The following is a 17,006-nucleotide window of genomic DNA, read 5'->3' on the forward strand; positions in this document are numbered from 1 at the left end:
GCGTGCAACACGCCGTAAATGAGAACAATTTAGAATTTCTCGCTGATTGGCGCCTTCCGTCGACAAGTCCCGGCCAACGCCGCCCGGGGCCGATGCACAGGTGCCGCGCACTTTCATCTCTGCCCGCCTGCCTTCCATGCACCGTTCTGTCCTGATGTTCCGTTGCGCACCGCAATGGATTTCCGACCGACGCCGCCTGCTCGCCTGCTCCCCATGACTTTCAAGAAAATCTGGTTCCAGTTGCACTGGTTCGTCGGCATTACGGCCGGTACGGTGCTCATCGTCATCGGGCTGTCGGGCGCGGTGTTCTCGTTCCACGAGGAGATCCTGGGCTGGTTGAATCCCGGCACGGCCTCCGTGCCCGCACGCGATGCCGCGCCGCTGGCGCCGCCGCAGATTGCGCAGGCGCTGCGCGAGGCCGGCGAGCAGCGCGTGGTCCAGCGCATCACCGTCTTTGCCGAGCCCGGCCGCTCGGCCCAGGTGGCCTTCAAGCCGCCGGCCGGCCAGCGCCGGGGCCAGACGGTCTTTGTCGATCCCTACACGGGCGCGCAGCTGCCTGAGCAGCACGGCACGGAGTTTTTCGAATGGGTGGAGCGCCTGCACCGCTGGCTGCTGCTGTCGCGCGATGACGGCAAGCCCATCACCGGCACGCTGGCCGGCCTGCTGCTGATGCTGTCGCTGTCGGGCCTGTACTTGCGCTGGCCGCGCCGGCCGCTGTCATGGCGCACCTGGCTGACCTTCGATCCGGCGCTCAAGGGCCGCTCCTTCCTCTGGGGCCTGCACTCGGTGGCGGGCACCTGGGCCCTGGTGGCCTATGTGGTGTTCACCTGCACCGGCATGTACTGGGCCTTTGGCGTGGTGCGCAGCGCGGTGGACGGCTGGGCCGGCGTGCCGCCGCGTGTGGCCGCTCCCGCGGCGCCGTCTTCGAAACCCGGTGGCGGCCGGCCTGAGCCAGCTGGTGCGCAGCAGCCCATCGACATCGCGCCCGGCTGGGCCGCCTTCGAGCGCATCGCCCATGGCTGGCAGTTCGCCCAGCTGCGCCTGCCCGAGCGCGCGGGCCAGCCCCTGCAGATCAGCTGGCTGGATGCCGATGCCGCCCATGAGCGCGCGCGCAACCAGATGGCCCTGCTGCCCGACGGCGCCGTGCAGCGCGACGAGCGCTATGCCGACCTGCCCACGGGCCGCCGCGCCGTGGGTGCCATCTACCCGCTGCACATGGGCACCTATTTCGGCATGCCGGGGCGCATCTTCATGACGCTGGCCTCGCTGATCATGCCCCTGTTCGCCATCACGGGCTGGATGCTCTACCTGGACCGCCGGCGCAAGGCGCGCGCCCTGGCCAAGGAGCGCCAGGCGCTGATGGCGGACCCGCCACCGTCCGCGCCTGCGGGCCAGGACACCGTGCTGGTCGCCTTCGCCAGCCAGGCCGGCCGCGCCGAGCGCCTGGCCGTGGCCACCGTGGCCGCGCTGCGCGGCGCAGGCATGGCGGCCAGCCTGCAGTCCGTGGCGGCGCTGGATGCCGAGCAACTGCGCCACCACCGGCGCGTGCTCTTCGTGGCCAGCACCTTCGGCGAAGGCGACCCACCCGATGCCGCGCGCCGCTTTGCGCGCCTGCTGGGCGCGGCCTCGGGCTCGGCCCTGCCGCACCTGCAATACGGCCTGCTGGCGCTGGGCGACCGGCAGTACGCGGCCTTCTGCGGCTTTGGCCATGCGCTGGACCACCAGCTGCGCCGCCTGGGCGCGCAGCCCGTGTTTCCGCTGATCGAGATGGATGGCGAGCAACCCCAGGCCTGGAATGCCTGGCAGCAGGCGCTGGCTGGGCATTTCGGGGCCTTGCCGCCTGCATCGGATGCGCTGCCTGTGTCCGCTGCAGGCCCGCTGGCCGATGCCACGGCCTTTGCCGCATGGCCGCTGCAGGGGCGCAGCCTGTGCAATGCGGGCAGCCAGGGCGCCGGTCTCTACATGCTGGAACTGTCGCCGCCCGAAGGCGTGGCCCCGCTGTGGCGGGCCGGTGCGCTGGCCGAGGTGCTGCCACGCCATGGCGCAGCCACCGTGCAGGCCTGGCTGGCCGCCCAGGAATGTGACGGTTTGGCCCCCGTGCAATGGCGCCAGCAGACCTGCACGCTGGGCGAGGCGCTGGCCGCCAGCGTGCTGCCGGCCCCGGGCGACATCGCCCCCGGCACCGCGCCCCAGGCCGTGGCCGATGCGCTGCTGCCGCTGCTGCCGCGCAGCTACTCGGTCGCCTCGCTGCCGCAGGACGGCCATGTGCGGCTGCTGGTGCGCCAGGCCCGCCATGACGGCGGCCTGGGCGTGGCGTCGGGCTGGCTGACGGCGCATGCGGCCCAGGGCACATCCGTGGCCATGAGACTGGTGGAAAACCGCGCCTTCGAGCCGCGCGAAGAGGCAGATGCCGAGCCCGATGCGCCGGCCATCTTCATCGGCAACGGCTCAGGCTATGCCGGCCTGCGCGGCCACCTGCTGGCGCGCATGCACGCAGGCCGCCATCGCAACTGGCTGCTGTTCGGCGAACGCCAGCGGGCCCATGACGGGTACTGCGAGGCCGAGGTCTCCGGCTGGCTGGCCGCAGGCAAGCTGCAGCGCGCCGACTTCATCTACTCCCGCGACCAGGCCCGGCGCCGCTACGTGCAGGACGCCCTGCGCGAAGCCGCCGACCCCCTGCGCGACTGGATCGCCGACGGCGCCGTGCTCTACGTCTGCGGCAGCGCCGACGGCATGGCCGCAGGCGTCGATGCCGCGCTGGCCGACATCCTGGGCGCTACCGCCGTCGAAGACCTGATCGTCGAAGGCCGTTACCGCAGGGATGTGTACTGAGGTGAAGCGCCGCGTCTTAATGCACAGCGCATGAAACTGGCGCGGCCCAAGTCAGGGACACCGAGCAAGGGCCGCCCCGCCGCGAGGGTGTCGTCCCCCTCCCGCGTAGCGAGAGAGGGGGAAGGCGCGTAAGCGCCTCAGGGGGTGATGTACTTCTCTTTCCCGAGATTGAGCATCAACCGGTTCGCCCAGCCGAACAGCGCGGCCGAATGCAGCATGTCCAGGATTTCCTGGTCCGTGAGGCCGGCATCGCGCAGCGGCTGCAGCTGGGCTGCGCCAAAGCTGCCCGGCGCGCGCGTCAGGGCCAGCGAGGACTGGATGATGGCGCGTTCGCGCGCATTGGTGCCGGCCGTGTCGGGGTCATCGAACATCTGGGCCATGACATCGTTGCGCTTGGCCAGCTGCTCGAAGCGCTGGGCGTGGACCGATGCGCAGTACACGCAGCCGTTGGAGCGCGAGACGGCCGTGGCCGCTACCTCGCGCTCGGCGTGCGACAGGCCGCCGGGCGCGTACATGATGGCGTTGAAGGCCTGCGAGCGCTCCGACAGCACGCGCGGCTGGCGGGCCAGCAGCAGGTAGAAGTCCGAAGTGCGCGCCTTGGGGTGGCTCAGGTCCAGCACGGCCTGCTGCTCGGTCGTTGCCGTGGCGGGGTCGAGCACGGGCAGCCAGGACGTCCAGTCCAGCGTCTCGCTGGTGTAGCCGTTGCGGCGCAGCGGCTCGCCCGGTGGCGGCAGGTTGGCGGGGTGCACGAAGGGTGCGGCGGCGGCTTCGGCAGCCGGTGCGCTGGCCTGGCCGCCCAGCGCGTCCATGGCCTGCACGCCCGCGAACAGGCGCAATTGGTAGGCGATGAAGCCCACCAGCTGGGCCACCAGCACGGTGTCGTCGATGGACAGGCCGGACTCGGGCATGGCCAGCAGGGCCGCGCGGTCGCTCTCGGCCGGGTGCAGGGCCAGGGTGCGCACGAAGTGCAGGGCCGCATCCAGGCGGGCGTTGCCGGTCTGGGCGCCGGGCTGGGCCAGCACGGTGCGCAGCGCGGGCGTCAGGGCATCGCCCAGGGATTCGGCACGCTGGCGGTATTCATCGGCCAGGGCCTGCACGCCGCTGACGCGGCATTGCTCGCTGGCCAGCACCAGGCGCTCGGCGCGCGACAGGCTGTCGGCCAGGCCGTCGCCCAGCAGCAGGTCCTCGCAGGCCTGGGTGGCAATGGCCACCTTGTCGCGCTGGCGGCGCGTGGCGAAAACGGGGGACTGGTCGGTCAGGCCGGCCAGGCGGTCGATGGTGTCGTTGGCGGTGGTCATGGGTATCTCAGGTCTTGTCTGCCAGGGCCCGCACGCGGGCTTCGGGGTCGGCGGGCGTCCATTCGCTGCCGTCGAGCTCAGGCTCGGAATAGGACTGCAACTGGGCGTAGTGGTGTTCCAGGTCCTCGCGGTAGAACAGCGAGGCCAGGCCCTGGGCCAGCTTGCGCGCACCGTCGCTGATGGCGGGGATATCGCCCGACACCGTGCCGTGCGACAGCGCGGCCGGATAGCAAAAGCAGTGCACATGGTCCAGGCCGGGCAGGGCGCCGGGCGTCTTTTCCTGGAACTCGAACAGCGGGCCCAGGTCGGGCGAGTCCGACAGTTCCTGGTCCTCGGCACCCGCCTCGGGCACGAAGCGGTCACTCCAGATGCGCACATGGGGCGCCAGGTCGGCGAATTCGGGGCGCTGGCGCCAGTCGATGGCAAAGCCGGTGGAGACGATCAGGAAGTCCAGCACGAACACGCCGCGCGGCGTGTCCACGCGCAGCCGGTCTCCGTCCTGCTCCACCTTCTGCACGGCGCAGCCCAGGTTGAAGTGGGCGTTGGCATGGCGCGAGACGCGCAGCGTGCTGCCGTGCGGAGGTGGCACCTGCTGCACGTTGATGTAGTGGCGTATGCGCCATTTCCAGGCGTCGGGCAGCAGGAACTGGCCGTGCGTGAGGCCGGGCGTGCCCGATCCCTTGGATTTGTTGATGCGCGGCAGGTCGCTGCGGCGCACCAGCAGGTCCACGCTGGCGGCGCCGTTCTCCAGCGCGGTGGCGGCACTGTCCATGGCCGACGAGCCTGCGCCCACCACGCCCACGTGCAGGCCGGCCAGGCGGCGGTAGTCGAGCACGTCGGAGGAATGCGCCCAGCGGCTGCGGTCCACGCCCTGCATGAAGGCGGGGATCTGCGGGCCGCCCAGGCCGTCGCGGCCCGTGGCCAGCACCACGCGGCGCGCCAGCCAGGTGCGCGAGGCGCCATCGGCCGTCACATCGACCTCGACCGTGCCGTCGGCCAGCGGGCGGATGGCCGTGACCTGGTGGCCGTTGCGCACGTCGCAGCGCATCACGCGGCGGTACCAGCGCAGGTAGTCCATCCACTGCAGGCGCGGGATCTTGTCCAGCGCGGCCCAGGCTTCGCGGCCCCATTGGGCGATGAACCAGGCGCGGAAGGTCAGCGAGGGCAGGCCCAGCGCAGGGCCGGTCAGCTCCTTGGGCGAGCGCAGGGTTTCCATGCGCGCCGTCGTGGCCCAGGGGCCTTCGAAGTCCAGCGGGGCCTTGTCCAGCAAAACGGCCGCGATGCCCAACTGGGACAGCGCGGCCGACAGGGCCAGGCCGGCCTGGCCGGCGCCGATGACCAGGACATCGTGCACGGGCTGGCCGTCGCGGGTGGAGGGAGGAATCCAGGCCTTGGCAGGCCAGCCCAGGGCGACGAGGTCGTCGCGCAGGCGTTCTTCAAGGGCAGCCAGGCCCGCAGGGGCCGGGGCTGCCGGTTCGGTCAGGGACATAGACTCACCAGGAACTCACGAGGAAAGGCGCGCCAGCGGGGCAGGGCCTGCGGGCGCGCGCGGCATCAATCGATGCTGATTTTCGCGTCTTTGACCACCTGTGCCCACTTCAGGCGGTCGTTGTGCACGGTTTTCTTGAACTGCTCGGGCGTTTCGATGCGGATGGCATTGCCCTGGGACTCGAAGCGCGCACGCACCTCGGGCAGCTCCAGCACCTCGCGCACGGCCTGGCTGAGCTTGGCCACGATGGCCGGGTCCGTGCCCTTGGGCGCGAAGATGCCGAACCAGATCGAGCTGTCGAAGCCCTTGGTGCCCGTCAGGCCGCTGGAGGCGATGGTGGGCACTTCCTTGATGACTTCCACGGGCTTGGCCGTGGTCACGCCCAGCAGGCGCACCTTGCCGCTCTTGTAGTGGGGCAGCACGGTCTGGACCTGGTTCATGATGCAGCAGGTCTCGCCGCGCAGCACCGAGGTGATGGCCTCGGGGCCGCCCTTGTATGGCACGTGGACCATGTTCAGGCCCAGGCGCGCATTGAACTCGGCAAAGGCCATGTGCGTGCCCGCGCCGTTGCCCGTGGAGGCGTAGTTGTACTTGCCGGGGTTGGCCTTGATCTCGTCCACGAACTCCTTGAGGTTCTTGACGTTGATCACGTTGGGATTGATGGTCAGCACGTTGGACACATCGATCAGCGGCGCCACCGGCACGAAGTCGGTTTCCACATCGAAGGGCAGCTTCTTGTACAGCGCGGCATTGCTGCCGTGCGTGGCGGCCGTGCCGAAGGCCAGCGTGTAGCCGTCCGGCTTGGCGCGCGCCACGATCTCGCTGGCGATGTTGCCGGCCGCTCCCGACTTGTAGTCAATGATCAGCGGCTGGCCCAGGCGCTGGGACAGGGGCTCCTGCACGCCGCGCGCGATCACGTCCACGCCCGAGCCTGCCGGGAAGCCCAGGATCATGGTCACGGGCTGGTGCGGCCACGAAGCCGCCGAATCGGCTGCCACCGCTGCGGTGGAGCCGAAGACGGCCAGGGCCGCGGCGGCGGCGGGAATCCAGGAGCGGAAAAACGAGGGGCGCATGGTGTGCAGGGAAATCCGGTGAATCAATTCCCATATTTTCCTGAGAACTTAATGAGCCACTTTTATATGCATATGTTGGTATGAAGCCAGTGTGGGCATGGCCGGGGCTGCCAGCAAAAAGCCCGCCGATGGGGCGGGCTTCATGCCGGGCGCATGCGCCCATCAATGGCGGTAGGGGTTGTTGGGGCGGCGGTCATGGCGGTCCGGCACGCCGTCGCGGTCACGGTCCCAGCGGCCGGGTGCGTAGCCCCAGCGGCCACCCTGCTGCGACCACACGGGCTGGCGGTACACATAGCCGGGACGCGCCTTGACCCAGTGGCCGGCCACCCAGGCATGGCGGTGGCCCTGCGGGCGCCAGTAGCCGGGTGCCCAGACGTAGCCGCGGCGCGGTGCAGGAACCGCCTCGTAGCGCATGGGAGGCGGCGCGCCGAACTGGACCGAGATGGCGGCGCCCGGCGCCGCATAGGTCACGTTGGCCTGGGCCTGCGCGGTGCCGGCCCATCCGGCCAGGGCCAGGGTGGCGGCGATCAGCGGTGTGCGAAGGGAAATCATGGCGGCTCCTTGTCCTTGGTTCATCGGGCTGGAGTCCTGGTGAAAGGAATCCATGACTGCATGGTGCAGGTCCATCGTCAATCCCGGGTTGCCGCGCCGCGAAGTCTTGCAATCTTGTGTATCGCCTTGGTGAAGCCTTGTTGCCAGGCGCTGCAGCGCGGGCTGCCGTCCTGCAGCCGCCGTCAGACAGTGCCTCTTCGGAGCGCCGTGAACGCCGTGAATTCCCAGCTGCGCATGGCCAGCACCAGGGTGTAGCCCTCGCGCTGGCCCGGGGGCAGGCGCTGGTCCTGCAGGTGCTGCTGGGAAAAGTCATGGGCCAGCCGCTGTATGCGTTCCACGAAGCTGGGCGCCAGGTGCCGGCCGATGGAGCCGTGCACCATCAGCATGCCTTCGCCCGGCTGGTCGAAGCCGCCGCCGAAGTAGTCGAGCACGGCGTTCTCGCGGAAGTACTCCATCACCGGCCCGCGTGCGCGCCAGCGGAAGGTTTTGGCCAGGCGCAGCCGGTAGCGGTTGCCGGGGCGCAGTTCGATGATGCCGATGCGGTCCAGCTGGGCCAGGTAGCGGATGCCTTCGGCCTCGGTCATGCGGTAGGTGGCCACGATCTGCTCCAGCGTCCACTGGCTGAGCACGCAGATGGCCATCAGCAGCAGCTTGCGGTCGGCGACCACGGCGTTCTCCTGCTCGGGCGTCATCTCCTGCAGCAGCGGTTGGCTGTCGGCCACGCGGCGCGCCAGGTCGGCGAAGTCCAGGCTCAGCGCGCGGCAGATGGCATCGATGCGCGACAGCGGCATGTCGCCCTTGGCCAGCATGCGCTTGACGCTGGACTCGGCCATGCCCAGGGCGCGCGCCAGGTCGGCATAGGTCATCTGGGCGGCCTTGAGTTCCTTCTTGAGGGCGATGACGAGGTCGGCAGTGGTGCTCATGGGTAGCGATTATCGATACCCGAGGTGCTGGTTTGCGCGGTGGGTGCAGAAAAACGATGCTGGAAGGGCCGACGGCTCGCCACACTCCGCCTCACTTTTCACGAGGAGCAACACATGCCATCCGTATCGATTTCACCGGCCGCCGCCTTGCGCGCTCTGTACTGGGGCGCTGCCCTGCTGCTGCTGGCCGCCTGGCTTGGCCCCGCCGTGCCGCAGCCGCAGGACTTTCACGCGTTTGCCGACCAGCGCGCCTGGGGGGCGCTGCCCCATGCGCTGGATGTGCTCAGCAACCTGGGCTTTGCCTGGGCCGCCGTGGCGGGCGCGCGCCTGCTGCTGGACCGGCGTAGCCAGGCGCTGGCCCTGGCGCCGGCCCTGCGCTGGCTGGCCGCGCTGTTCTTCACGGGGCTGGCGTGTTCGGCCATAGGCTCGTCCGTCTACCACTGGGCACCCCACGATGCCACCCTGGCCGGCGACCGGCTGGGCATGTCCATGGCCTTTGCCGGCATGCTGGGGCTGGCGCTGCAATCGCGCATTGCCGACCGCGTGGCCGTGCGCGCCGCAGTGGCCATGCTGGTCGCCGCCGTGGCCTCGGTGCTGGTCTGGCTGCATGGCGGCAACCTGCTGCCCTGGGCGCTGGTGCAGGGCGGCGGCATGCTGGCGGTGCTGGGCCTGGCCTGCGTGGTGCCGCGCCATGGCGCGCTGGCGCTGCGCCTGGGCGTGGTGATTGCCTGGTATGGCGCGGCCAAGCTGCTGGAGTGGGGCGATGCGGCCGTCTTCGAGGCCACCGGCGGGCTGGTGTCCGGCCACAGCCTCAAGCATGTGGTGGCGGCGGCCGCCGCATTGCCCGTGATCACCGCGCTGCGTGCGGCCGGCACGGCGCGCATGACCAGTACGGGCACAATGTGCGCCGATGCGTGCGGCCACGGCGGCGCCACCAACCGTTGAGGGAAAACAAGATGTTCCAGCAAGAGACCGGCAGCCCGTCTGCCCCCACCGCAACGGCCGGCGCCGTGCCATCGGCCGCGCACGAGCACCCCAACCAGTTCGCCCTGCTGGGCCAGCGGCGTTTTGCGCCGTTCTTCTGGACGCAGTTCTCGGGGGCGGCCAACGACAACCTGTTCAAGTTTGCGCTCACCGTGATGGTGACCTACCAGCTCAGCGTCTCCTGGCTGCCTTCGGCCATGGCGGGGCTGGTGATCGGGGCGCTGTTCATCCTGCCGTTCCTGCTGTTCTCGGCCACCTCGGGCCAGCTGACGGACAAGTGGGACAAGACCCGCATGTTCCGCCTGGTCAAGAACCTGGAGATCGCCATCATGGCGCTGGCCGCCTGGGGCTTCATCCAGGCCAATGTGCCGCTGCTGCTGGGCTGCGTCTTCCTGATGGGCCTGCACTCCACGCTGTTCGGCCCCGTGAAATTCGCCTACCTGCCCCAGGTGCTCAGCGAGCGCGAGCTGACGGGCGGCAACGGCATGGTGGAGATGGGCACCTTCGTGGCCATCTTGCTGGGCAATGTGGCAGGCGGCCTGCTGGTGGCCGTGCCCGAGGTGGGCCATATGCAGGTGGCCGTGGCTTGCCTGGCGCTGGCGGTGATCGGGCGGATCTTTGCGCAGTTCATCCCCAATGCGCCGGCAACCGATCCGCACCTGGTCATCAACTGGAACCCCTTCACCGAAACCTGGCGCAACCTGCAACTGGCCCGCGAGCAGCCCGCCGTGTTCCGCTCGCTGCTGGGCATCAGCTGGATGTGGTTCTTCGGCGCCGTGTTTCTGGCTCAGTTCCCCAGCTTTGCCAAGGAGGTGCTGCATGGCGACGAGCATGTGGCCTCGCTGCTGCTGGTGGTGTTCTCGGTGGGCATTGGTACGGGCTCGCTGCTGTGCGAGGTGTTCAGCCGCCGCCATGTGGAGATCGGCCTGGTGCCGCTGGGCGCCATCGGCATGAGCGTGTTCGCCGTGGACCTGTTCTTTGCCTCGCGCGCGCTGCCGGCTTCCGAGCTGATGGGCGTGGGTGCCTTTTTTGCCCAGCCCGCGCACTGGCGTGTGATGGCCGACCTGGGCATGCTGGCCCTGTCGGCCGGCATCTACAGCGTGCCCATGTACGCGCTGATCCAGATGCGCAGCCAGCCCACGCACCGCGCGCGGATCATCGCGGCCAACAACATCCTCAACGCGCTGTTCATGATCGCCTCCAGCGTGCTGGCCGGCGCGCTGCTGGCGGCGGGCTTCAGCATTCCCCAGGTGTTCCTGATCACGGGCATTGCCAATGCCGTGGTGGCGGCCTACATCTTCTTGCTGGTGCCCGAGTACCTGCTGCGCTTCGTGGCCTGGGTGGCCTCGCGCTTCGTGTACCGCTTCAAGGTGCAGGGCGACGAGCACATTCCGGCCTCCGGCGCGGCCATCCTGGCCTGCAACCATGTGAGCTTTGTCGATGCCGTGCTGCTCATGGCCGCCAGCCCCCGGCCCATCTACTTCCTGATGGACCACCGCATCTTCCGCGTGCCCGTGCTGGGCTGGCTGTTCCGCCTGGCCAAGGCCATCCCCGTCGCGCCCCAGAAGGAAGATCCCGCCACCTACGAGGCTGCGTTCGAGCGCGCCGCCCAGGTGCTGCGCGAGGGCGACCTGCTGGCCATCTTCCCCGAGGGCGGCATCACGCGCGACGGGCAGCTGCAGGAGTTCCGTGGCGGCATCATGAAGATCATCGAGCGCGCCCAGGCCGATGGCCTGCAGGTGCCCGTGGTCCCCATGGCGCTGACCAATCTCTGGGGTTCGTACTTCAGCCGCATCGAGCAGGGCGGCGCCATGGTGCGGCCCTTCCGCCGTGGCCTGTTCAACCGCGTGGGCCTGAACGTGGGCCAGCCCATGGCCCAGGCCGAGGTGCAGCCCGCGCTGCTGCGCGAGCGCGTGCTGCGGCTGCTGGCGGCTTAAGAGGGGTTCTGTTCCTCTACCGTGAAGCTCAGGCCGGCATTGGCCTTGAGCCTGGCGATGAGCGCGTTGCCCATGGCGGGCGCCGTGGTCCAGATGCCGCCGGGCGTGTCCGGGGCGTCCTGCAGCAGGCAGACGGCGGCCTCGGTGATCATCTTGGATGTGGAGCCGTAGCCCGGATCGCGGTCGCCCTTGACGCCCACGCGCAGGCTGTGGCCGGCCGTGTCGGTGCCGATGAACAGCACGTCGTAGAAGCCCGATTCACGCTCTTCGCGCGATGGCCCCTCGCCAGGCTTGGGGCCGTCGTCCGCGCCCAGCGACTTGTCGGCCGCCACGGCGTTGGCCAGGGCCTCGCCCTTTTCGCCCGCGCCTGTGACCATCATCTCGTCGTAGACAAAGTCGGCGCCATAGGCATGGCCCAGCAGAAAGTTGGAGCGGTGCACGTTGCGCGTGTTGATGGCCGCCATCACGAAGGGCGCCACCCACAGGCCCAGCACCTCGTCCACCATGGGCTTGCTGCCGGACGGTTGGCGCGGGCCTTCGAAGCCCGGCGTGAGCGAGAACGGATTGCGCAGCAGCTCCAGCACGCCCGGCTGGGCGGCGGCCGCCGCCATGGTGGCCTTGAGGCTGGCTGCCGTGCCGCCCGAGAACGTGCCCTTCATCTTGCGCACCCGGCCCCGCACGCGCTGGGCGGGCTGGCCGAAGCGGGCCTGCATCTCTCGCTGCAGCATGAACACGCCCAGGTCGAAGGGAATGGAATCGAAGCCGCAGGAGAACACGATGCGCGCGCCGCTGGCCTTGGCTGCGGCCTCGTGGGCATCGATCATCTGGCGCATCCACGCTGGCTCGCCGCACAGGTCCACATAGTCCACGCCGGCGCTGGCGCAGGCGGCCACGAGTTCGTTTCCGTAGAGCTGGTAGGGGCCGACCGTGGTCAGCACCAGGCGGGTCTGCTCCATCAGCGCCTGCAGGCTTGCGGGATTGCCGGTGTCGGTCACCACCAGCGGGGTATCGGCGGGCGCGCCCAGCTCGTCGCGCACGGCCGCGAGCTTGGCGGCATTGCGCCCGCCCATGGCCCAGCGCAGGCCGCTGCCTGCGGGGTAGCGCCTGAGCAGGTACTCCACCACCAGCCGGCCCGTGAAGCCGGTGGCGCCGTGGACGACGAGGTCAAAGGGTTTGGTCATGGGAGATCTCCATCAATCAGCGTGGCGAACGTGCGATTGCCCTCTGCAGTGCAGCCGGGGTGGGCGCATTGTCTGTGGCGCGCCGCAGGGTTCCTGTCGCCCAGGTGCCGTGCCCGATGTCCTGTGTGCTGGTGTCACATGCAGGAACTTTTTGGGGCGTAAACAACAGTCAAAAACTTGAAAAGTACCGTTTGGAGATACTCAATGGCCTGTGTCTGGCCACTGTTACGGTTGAATGCAGACACGCAAGTTACGTCTGGGCACCATGCGTCCCGTGTTCAACCAATGCCCTTGAGGGGCACCTCGGCAAATGTCCTCTTCTCCCATCGTCGTTCAGCTTGATACCCGGGCCTGGCAACTGCAGGTGTGGGTGTCGTTCGGCATTGCGGTCTCGTTGTGCGCCATCGGCCTGGCATGGCTGCCCGGCGAGCAGCTGGAGCAGGCCTTCATGGTGATGGGCTATGTGTTCTGCCTCTCGGCCGCCTTCGTGCTGGCCAAGTTCGTGCGGGACAACGAAGGCGGCCGCAGCGGCGCAGGCGACACGCCCATGTGGAAGCTGGTGGTCTGGGGCGGCTTTGCCGTGTCCATGGCGCTGACCGGCTGGGGGCTGGTGAGCATGGACATCAACGTGACCTACAAGGCCTTCCTGGGCGTGAGCTGGCTCTATCTCATCACCACCGCCTTCACGCTGGCCAAGATGCTGCGCGACCGCCACGAGGCCGACCTGGCGCAGGCCCGCATGCATGGCCGCCGCGAGGCCGCGCAACCGGCCGACGTCGAGTGATGTCCACCCCTTCCCCGCATTTCCAGGAGTCCAAGCAATGATGGTCAACCAATCCGTTTTCGCGCGCCTGCCGCGTGCCCTGCTGGCCGCTGGTGCGCTGTGCGCAGCCCTGGCCATGGCGCCTGCCCATGCGCAAAGCGAGGCCTCCGTGGCGCTGTCCATGCTGCCCGTGGCCTCCGTGGTGGGCACGGCTTCGGTGGCTTCGACGGCCGCTGGCGCCGTGGTGGCCTTGCCGGCCGCGCTGTCGGTGGGCGGCGCGGTGCTGACCGTGAAGGCGGTGCAGGCCTCGGCCACGGGCACGGTCTATCTGCTCGAGCGTGCCTCCGACGGCGCCCAGGCCAGCGTGGAAGTGGTGGGGCGGGGCGCATCCGCCTCGGCCTATGCCGTGGGCACGGTGCTGACCTGCAGCGTGATCGGCGCAGGCGTTGTCATCTCGGCGGCCGGCAAGGTGCTGGCCTTCATTCCCAACGAGATGGGCAAGGCCCTGCTGCACAACGAACGCCTGTGATGCCCGCCATGAAACCGCCTCTTTCCCCTTCCCCTGTGGCCCGTGCCGCCTGTCTGGTGCTGCTGCTGGCCGCCGCGTTGGGCACGGCCCATGCGGGCCGCAGCTGCGAGGACAAGCCCCTCACGCCCCAATCCCTGCAAAAGGGGCTGGACCTGGCCCAGCGCACATCCCAGGCGCTGGATGCCGAATATGCGAAGAACGGCACCCGCGTCGTTCTGCTGGCGCGCGTGGGCCAGGACCTGAGCAAGTACGACCTGCACTACTCGCACTACGGCTGGGCCTACAGGACCCCCGAAGGCCCCTGGCGCGTGGCGCACAAGCTCAACGAATGCGGCACGGCCGGCGGCCATGTCTACCGCCAGGGCCTGGGCGAATTCTTCCTGGACGACCTGTGGCGCTACGAGGCCGGCGTTCAGGTGCCCACGCCCGCCGTGCAGCAGGCGCTGTGGACTTTTCTGACCCAGCCCCAGACCGTGCTGCGCCTGCAGCACGAGCCCTACAGCATGGTCAGCTATGCCTGGGGCCAGCGCTACCAGCAGTCCAACCAGTGGGCCACCGAAACCCTGGCCGCCGCCATGGAGCCGGCCACGGTGCAGCGGCGCGAGCAGGCCCAGGCCTGGCTGCAGTTCAAGGGCTACGAGCCCGGCGTGCTGGTCATCCGCGCCCTGTCGCGGCTGGGCGGGCGCGTGACGGCTGCCAACATCGCCTTCGACGACCATCCCAACGACAAGCGCTATGCCAGCCGCATAGAAACCGTGACCGTGGAGTCGGTGACGCAGTGGCTGCAGCGCAGCCAGCTGGCGGGTCCGGTGCGCGTGCTGCCCTGAGCCAGGCCGGCTTTTCCTCCGCCTGCGGTCTTCCTCGGCCGCAGGACACTGAAACAGGAGTTTCCCCATGAGCAAGGCCCTGCGTCTGCCCGAAAAATGGTTCCGCCGAGGCCTGTGGCTGGTGGCGGTGGTGTTCGCCTCCTTCCTCATCGGCCTGGGCGGCCTGGTGGTGGGGGATCTGCCCCAGGTCGAGTCGCCGCGCACGGTGGAGGACTTCATCGCGCCCACTGCGGCCGAGCCCGTCAAGGCCGAGATCAAGGCCGCCGATGCCGATCACGACAAGGCGGAGACGGCGCTGCAGAACGCGCGCCTCAAGTACCAGGCCACGCAGGCGCGCTACCGCTCGGCGCGCGAGACCTTCGACAACTGGGTGGCCACGCGCCGTGCCACGGCCCGGCCCGAGCAGGACAGCGAGCTGCTGTCGCGCACCCAGGCGCTGGATGCCATCAAGCAGGAAGAGAACACCGCACGCGCTGCCGTGGAGCGGCTGCAGGACGCCAGCCTGCAGGCACGCCAGCGCCTGGACGCGGCCAACCGCCAATGGGACGGTCTGCGCGACGGTGCCATGCAGGCCTGGCGCAAGGAGATGCGCGCCATCGAGCTGCGCGTCTTCCTCTACCGCCTGGCGTTGACCCTGCCCCTGCTGCTGGTGGCCGGCTGGCTGTTCGCCAAACAACGCAAGAGTACCTGGTGGCCCTTTGTCTGGGGCTTCATCTTCTTTGCGCTGTTCGCCTTCTTCGTCGAACTCGTGCCCTACCTGCCCGACTACGGCGGCTACGTGCGCTATGTGGTCGGCATCGTGGTGACGGTGCTGCTGGGGCGAGCGGCGATTCTGGGCCTGAACCGCTACCTGGAGCGGCAAAAGCAGCAGGAGTCACTGCCCGAGACGCAGCGGCGCCAGGAACTGGGCTACGACGTGGCCCTGGCCCGCCTGGCCAAGGGCGTATGCCCGGGCTGCGAGCGCCCCGTGGACCTGAAGGACGGCGCCATCGATTTCTGCCCCCACTGCGGCATAGGCCTGTTCGACCGTTGCGGCAGCTGCAATACCCGCAAGAGCGCCTTTGTGCACTATTGCCACAGCTGCGGCACCCAGGCCGATGGCAACCGCAGGAAGCCGGGAGCCGTGCTGCCTTCCACGTCTGCTGCGCCTGCCGTGGCTCCCGTGCCTCCCGTGCAGGAGGCCGGGCCGGCACCGGGTTGAGTCTGGCTGAGCCCGCCTGACCCCCGCCTGAAGCGGCCCTGGCGACGGCCGTGGCGGTGTCGGCCGGGGCCGGCAAGACCCTTGAAGCTGCGCGGGGTTGTGGTACACCATGGCTTGCGCGCTCGGCCGGGGCGCAGATGTCTTCAGCGAGGATGCCATGTCACGCCAGCTGCCGTATCCCCCACAACACACGCCAGCGCAGCCCGCCCACCCACCGGCCGGCGCGTCCGCCCATCTTCTTCCCCTGGCGGCCTGGGCCGTGGGGGCTGCCCTGCTGGCCGGCCATGTGCTGGCCGGCCCTTCTTCATGGAAAGCCTGGGCGGCCTACGCCGCGCTGTCGGCCCTGGCCGGCATGGCCTGGGTCTGGCGCTGCCATGCTGCGGGCCTGCCGCTGACCCGGACGCTGCGCGGCCACGGCTGGATACAGGCCACGATGGCCTTGCTGCTGGCGGCCTGGCAGCCCTCGCTGGCCTGGGCCTCTGCCCTGCTGTGGCTGGCTGCCGTCGCCTGGCTGCCCTGGGATGGCGAGCGCGAGCAGGCGCTGCACCTGCCCGCAGGCCAGATCGTGCTGCTGTGCGCCATGCTGGCCATGCTCTGCGCCGTGGTGGTGGCCAGGCCCATGCCGCAGATGGCACCGGGCTCGGTCGCCGTGCGCATTCTGTGGCTGGCCAGCGTGCTGCTGCCGCTGGCCGTGCATGCGCTGGCCCTGTGGCAGGCACTGAGCCGCATGCAGCGCCAGTACACCGAGGAACTGGCGCAGCTGTCCAGCTACTGCGGCCAGCTTGCCGACGATGTGCAGCAGCTGCAGACCCGCGTGGGCTCGCTGCAATTGCCCACGGGGCGCGACACGCTGACCGGCGTGGCCAATTACTCGCGATTGATGGATGCCGTCGATGGCCTGCGCGAGCGCCATGCGCGCAAGCCCGAACCGTTTTGCGTGGTGCTGCTGGAGCTGGACCCCTGGGTGGAGCGTGCGGGCGTGCACCCGCCGCACAAGGGACCATCGCTGCAGGACCGGGTGCTTCTCATGCTCAGCGGCCTGCTGGTCACCCACCTGCGCACGGTGGACGGCATAGGCCGCTACCGCGATGACACCTTCATGCTGGTGATGCCGGATACCGCCTCCGTCCAGGCCGTCTGGGCGCTGCAGCGCGTGCGCGAGGGCGTGCGCCAGCAGCACTGGAGCGAAAAGCCCATCCCCGACCCCGACAAGGACCCGCTGACCCTGACCCTGGCCGTGGCGGAGTTCCAGGCGGGCGAAACCTCGGAGCGGCTGGTGCAGCGTGCCGAAGCGGCCCTCGCGCATGGCCGCGCCTGCGGGCGCAACCAGATCGTGGTGGCCGAGGACGTGCGGCCGCCACGTACCTCCTAGGCGAGAAGGATGCAATCCCCGGGATTTCCCGGATGCGGTCACAAT

General features: G+C 69.4%; 14 protein-coding genes. 8 read left to right on the forward strand and 6 right to left on the reverse strand.

The annotated features are described in order from the left end of the window. Nucleotides 1-213 precede the first annotated feature (213 nt). A complete protein-coding gene (locus IB269_RS26625) occupies nt 214-2,832 on the forward strand; it encodes a PepSY domain-containing protein (protein WP_192368727.1) in 2,619 nt (872 codons plus the stop codon). Between the two features lie 137 nt (nt 2,833-2,969). On the opposite strand, the gene IB269_RS26630 is transcribed toward IB269_RS26625, so the two are convergent. The 5 genes from IB269_RS26630 to IB269_RS26650 form a co-directional block, all read right to left on the reverse strand. Next, entirely contained in the window at nt 2,970-4,130 is a 1,161-nt protein-coding gene (locus IB269_RS26630) for a CMD domain-containing protein (RefSeq protein WP_192368728.1), read from the reverse strand. A gap of 7 nt (nt 4,131-4,137) precedes the next feature. Further along, complete coding sequence (locus IB269_RS26635; RefSeq protein WP_192368729.1) at nt 4,138-5,619, reverse strand: SidA/IucD/PvdA family monooxygenase; 1,482 nt, start codon at nt 5,617-5,619, stop codon at nt 4,138-4,140. A 65-nt stretch (nt 5,620-5,684) separates the two neighbouring features. Then, nucleotides 5,685-6,692: a Bug family tripartite tricarboxylate transporter substrate binding protein gene (locus tag IB269_RS26640; RefSeq protein ID WP_034368821.1), complete on the reverse strand. Its 1,008-nt coding sequence runs from the start codon at nt 6,690-6,692 to the stop codon at nt 5,685-5,687. A 162-nt stretch (nt 6,693-6,854) separates the two neighbouring features. Next, the gene (locus tag IB269_RS26645) at nt 6,855-7,244 is read right to left on the reverse strand and encodes a YXWGXW repeat-containing protein (RefSeq protein ID WP_013800295.1); all 390 of its coding nucleotides are present in this window, start codon (nt 7,242-7,244) and stop codon (nt 6,855-6,857) included. A 182-nt stretch (nt 7,245-7,426) separates the two neighbouring features. After that, nucleotides 7,427-8,167 carry a helix-turn-helix domain-containing protein gene (locus IB269_RS26650; protein WP_012202467.1) on the reverse strand — a complete coding sequence of 247 codons (741 nt, stop codon included), beginning with the start codon at nt 8,165-8,167 and terminating at the stop codon, nt 7,427-7,429. A gap of 114 nt (nt 8,168-8,281) precedes the next feature. Here IB269_RS26650 and IB269_RS26655 point away from each other — a divergent pair, with 114 nt between their 5' ends. Both IB269_RS26655 and IB269_RS26660 read left to right on the forward strand, forming a co-directional pair. Then, on the forward strand, nt 8,282-9,112 hold the full coding sequence (locus tag IB269_RS26655; RefSeq protein WP_192368730.1) for a hypothetical protein: 831 nt from the start codon (nt 8,282-8,284) through the stop codon (nt 9,110-9,112). 11 nt (nt 9,113-9,123) lie between these two features. Next, nucleotides 9,124-11,088, forward strand: coding sequence for an MFS transporter (locus tag IB269_RS26660; protein ID WP_192368731.1), 1,965 nt, complete (start codon nt 9,124-9,126; stop codon nt 11,086-11,088). Here IB269_RS26660 and IB269_RS26665 read toward each other — a convergent pair. Further along, nucleotides 11,085-12,269 carry a saccharopine dehydrogenase family protein gene (locus IB269_RS26665; RefSeq protein WP_180318607.1) on the reverse strand — a complete coding sequence of 395 codons (1,185 nt, stop codon included), beginning with the start codon at nt 12,267-12,269 and terminating at the stop codon, nt 11,085-11,087. The two genes, IB269_RS26660 and IB269_RS26665, sit on opposite strands and share 4 nt — an antisense overlap. A 310-nt stretch (nt 12,270-12,579) precedes the next feature. Between IB269_RS26665 and IB269_RS26670 the strand changes: the two genes are divergently transcribed. The 5 genes from IB269_RS26670 to IB269_RS26690 all read left to right on the forward strand — a co-directional run bounded on the left by IB269_RS26670 (nt 12,580) and on the right by IB269_RS26690 (nt 16,961). Then, complete coding sequence (locus IB269_RS26670) at nt 12,580-13,053, forward strand: YiaA/YiaB family inner membrane protein (protein WP_192368732.1); 474 nt, start codon at nt 12,580-12,582, stop codon at nt 13,051-13,053. Between the two features lie 37 nt (nt 13,054-13,090). Beyond that, nucleotides 13,091-13,561 (forward strand): hypothetical protein, encoded by a 471-nt coding sequence (locus IB269_RS26675; RefSeq protein WP_013800299.1) that lies wholly within the window; start codon nt 13,091-13,093, stop codon nt 13,559-13,561. Between the two features lie 8 nt (nt 13,562-13,569). Continuing rightward, complete coding sequence (locus IB269_RS26680; protein WP_013800300.1) at nt 13,570-14,388, forward strand: DUF2145 domain-containing protein; 819 nt, start codon at nt 13,570-13,572, stop codon at nt 14,386-14,388. Nucleotides 14,389-14,455: 67 nt separating this feature from the next. Further along, nucleotides 14,456-15,589: a zinc ribbon domain-containing protein gene (locus tag IB269_RS26685; protein ID WP_192368733.1), complete on the forward strand. Its 1,134-nt coding sequence runs from the start codon at nt 14,456-14,458 to the stop codon at nt 15,587-15,589. A gap of 157 nt (nt 15,590-15,746) precedes the next feature. Next, nucleotides 15,747-16,961, forward strand: coding sequence for a GGDEF domain-containing protein (locus IB269_RS26690; protein WP_192368734.1), 1,215 nt, complete (start codon nt 15,747-15,749; stop codon nt 16,959-16,961). Nucleotides 16,962-17,006 lie beyond the last annotated feature (45 nt).

Source organism: Delftia sp. DLF01 (assembly GCF_014852125.1).
Classification (GTDB): Bacteria; Pseudomonadota; Gammaproteobacteria; order Burkholderiales; family Burkholderiaceae_C; genus Comamonas; species Comamonas acidovorans.